Source organism: Agrobacterium sp. CFBP 3001 (assembly GCF_027871605.1).
In the GTDB taxonomy this organism is placed as follows: domain Bacteria; phylum Pseudomonadota; class Alphaproteobacteria; order Rhizobiales; family Rhizobiaceae; genus Agrobacterium; species Agrobacterium leguminum.
Window position 1 is genome coordinate 1 of the sequence record NZ_JAQAHD010000048.1, and the last position, 3,217, is coordinate 3,217.

Below are 3,217 nucleotides of genomic sequence, written 5' to 3' on the forward strand. Positions count from 1 at the left end.
CTGCGTAAACCAGTCCGGAAATACGGCCGCCTGCCTGCATAGGCCGGGATGCGCATCCCGGCCTATGCATCAAGTAAACCACAATACGTCCACACAAGGCCGGAATGACGGAAGTGTGGGTTCACTGTCGGAATTCCAGCTCCTCTGTCACATTCTCACAAAAAAAGACCGGCCCGAAGGCCGGTTGAAGAAGACAGCCTTATCGGGGGGATATCGGCGTCTTTGCAAGGGCATGCAATGGGAAACGATCCCAAGGAGTGGTCCATCCGGCGCGGATGTGCGGCAAAAGACATCGCGCCGTACTGATCTGCGGCCAACATGGCTTGCCGCGCTCTTCTGATACGCTATGAGGGTCACATGTTTGTGACAACGGCCTTCGGGAGCCTGCCTTTATGCCCCCTGTTTCAGAGCTGATGGTCTTTGCTGCGGCGCTTGCGGCAGCGGGTGTGGTCGCCGGTCTTCTGGCAGGGTTGTTCGGCATCGGTGGCGGCGCGGTGCTGGTGCCTGTCTTCTACCAGGTCTTCGGGCTGCTGGATGTGCCGGAGGCGGTGCGCATGCATCTCTCGCTTGGCACGTCGCTCGCCATTATCGTGCCCACCTCCATCCGTTCGTTCCTGACGCATCGTCAGAAAGGCGCGGTCGATATCGATCTGCTGAAGGGCTGGATCGTCGCCGTGCCGCTCGGCACCATCCTCGCATCCGTGGTTGCCGCTTATGCCTCGAGCGTTGCGCTGCGGCTCATCTTCGCCTTCATCGCGCTGGCGCTTGCCTTCCGGATGATCTTCAACCGGGCAAGCTGGCATCTCGGTTCCGACCTGCCGCAAAACCCGGGCCGTTTTCTGGTGGGCACCGGCATCGGGCTTTTTTCCGGCCTGATGGGCGTGGGTGGTGGGGTGATGAACAACACCTTCATGACGCTCTATGGACGCACCATTCATCAGGCGGTCGCCACGTCTTCCGGCGTCGGCGTGCTGATTTCGCTGCCAGGGCTTCTGGGTTATATCTGGGCCGGCTGGGGCGATGCGGGCCTGCCGCCGTTTTCCACCGGCTTCATCAACTGGATCGCCGTGGTACTGCTGATCCCGATCACGCTTGTCGTTGCTCCTTATGGTGCGCGGCTGGCGCATGCGCTCAGCAAGAAGCAGCTGGAGCGCGCCTTCGGACTGTTTCTGGTCTTCGTTGCGGCGCAGTTTTTCTATAGCGTTTACGGCTGATTTTCCTTAATCGCCGAACGCAGTGTTCAGCCCGTCGGACTGGCATTTGCGCCTTTCCCGGCCTATATGGCGTGCATCTTACTCGGTTTTTCGAAAGATTCGCCATGAATGCCATTGTTTCGATACGGAATCTGACAAAATCCTACGCAAACGGCTTTCAGGCGCTCAAAGGTGTCAGCCTCGATATCAAGGAGGGGGAAATCCTCGCTCTTCTGGGTCCAAACGGTGCTGGCAAGACGACATTGATCTCCATCGTTTGCGGCCTCGTCAATCCCGGTGAGGGTTCGGTGCTTGTCGGCGGGCACGATGTGGTGAAGGACTTTCGCCAGACCCGCGCCCTGATCGGCCTCGTGCCGCAGGAACTGACCACCGACCAGTTCGAGACGGTGTGGAACACCGTCAGCTTCTCGCGCGGCCTGCACGGGCAGAAGAAGAACCCGGAACTGATCGAGCGCATCCTGAAATCCCTGTCGCTGTGGAACAAGAAGGACAATATGCTGCGGGAGCTTTCCGGCGGAATGAAACGGCGTGTGCTGATCGCCAAGGCGCTGGCGCATGAGCCGAAGGTTCTGTTCCTTGACGAGCCGACGGCCGGCGTGGATGTGGCGCTGCGCCGCGACATGTGGAATGTCGTTTCCGAGCTGCGCGCCAAGGGCGTCACCATCATCCTCACCACGCATTACATCGAAGAGGCGGAAGAAATCGCCGACCGTGTGGGCGTCATCAATGGCGGCGAATTGCTGCTGGTGGAGGAAAAGACGGCGCTGATGAAGAAACTCGGCCGCAAGCAGCTTTTCCTGGAGCTTGCCCAGCCCGTGGAGCAATTGCCCGACAGTCTTGCGCCCTTCGGGCTGACGCTTTCCGATGACCGCTGCACCGTTACCTACGAAATCGAGGACAATGGCGAACAGAGCCGCATTGCCGACGTTCTGAGCGCCCTTTTCGCCGCCAACATCCATTTCAAGGATATTTCAACGCGGCAGAGTTCGCTTGAGGATATCTTCGTTTCGCTGGTGGGAGGCCAGAAATGAATTTCGAAGCCATCAAAGCCATCTATCTGTTCGAAATGGCGCGCACGCGTCGCACCCTGCTGCAGAGCGTGGTCTCCCCGGTCATTTCCACCTCGCTCTACTTCATCGTATTCGGAACCGCAATCGGTTCGCGGATTCAGGAGGTTGGCGGTGTTTCCTACGGCGCGTTCATAACGCCCGGCCTCATCATGCTGACGCTTCTGACGCAATGTATCGGCAACGGCTCCTTCGGCATCTATTTCCCGAAATTCACCGGCACGGTCTATGAAATCCTCTCCGCTCCGGTGGCGATGACGGAAATTCTGGCCGGTTATGTCGGTGCGGCGGCGACCAAGGGGCTGATGATCGGCACGATCATCCTGATAACGGCCTCCTTCTTCGTGGATATCACCATCGCCCACCCGTTCATGATGATCCTGTTCTTCGTTCTCACGGCGGTGAGCTTCAGCCTTTTCGGCTTCATCATCGGCATCTGGGCGACGAATTTCGAGCAACTGAACCTCATCCCCATGCTGGTGGTGCCGCCGCTGACCTTCCTCGGCGGCAGCTTCTATTCCATCGACATGCTGCCGCCCTTCTGGCAGACGGTCAGCCACTTCAATCCGGTGCTTTATCTCATCAGCGGTTTTCGCTGGAGTTTCTACGAGATCGCCGACGTCAATCCTGCCATCAGCCTTGCGATGATCACGCTGTTTCTGGCGCTGTGCCTCGGTGTTGTCGGCTGGATGTTCAAGACGGGGTATAGGCTGCGCAACTGACGGCTCAATCGTTAGAGATAGCGGAAAGCTTCCCCTCACACGCAACGTCATCCTCAGGCTTGTCCCGAGGATCTGCAACCGATTGATTTTATTGGACGTGATTAGATCCTCGGGACAAGCCCACTGCTGTCCGGTTTAAATTTGGTGGACATGGCGCACGGTGTTGATTCTACTCGTATTCGAGCGTTTGGCGACGATCTCGGACACGAAAGAG

General features: G+C 58.2%; 3 protein-coding genes. All 3 read left to right on the forward strand.

Annotated features, from left to right (window positions below):
* The first annotated feature begins 392 nt into the window (after positions 1-392).
* The 3 genes from PH605_RS25155 to PH605_RS25165 all read left to right on the forward strand — a co-directional run bounded on the left by PH605_RS25155 (position 393) and on the right by PH605_RS25165 (position 3,003).
* Positions 393-1,214, forward strand: a complete 822-nt coding sequence (locus tag PH605_RS25155; RefSeq protein ID WP_065655906.1) for a sulfite exporter TauE/SafE family protein — start codon at positions 393-395, stop codon at positions 1,212-1,214.
* Between the two features lie 104 nt (positions 1,215-1,318).
* A complete protein-coding gene (locus PH605_RS25160) occupies positions 1,319-2,245 on the forward strand; it encodes an ABC transporter ATP-binding protein (protein ID WP_078052751.1) in 927 nt (308 codons plus the stop codon).
* Positions 2,242-3,003, forward strand: coding sequence for an ABC transporter permease (locus tag PH605_RS25165; RefSeq protein WP_003520396.1), 762 nt, complete (start codon positions 2,242-2,244; stop codon positions 3,001-3,003). The genes PH605_RS25160 and PH605_RS25165 overlap by 4 nt, the downstream gene beginning before the upstream one ends.
* Positions 3,004-3,217: the final 214 nt, after the last annotated feature.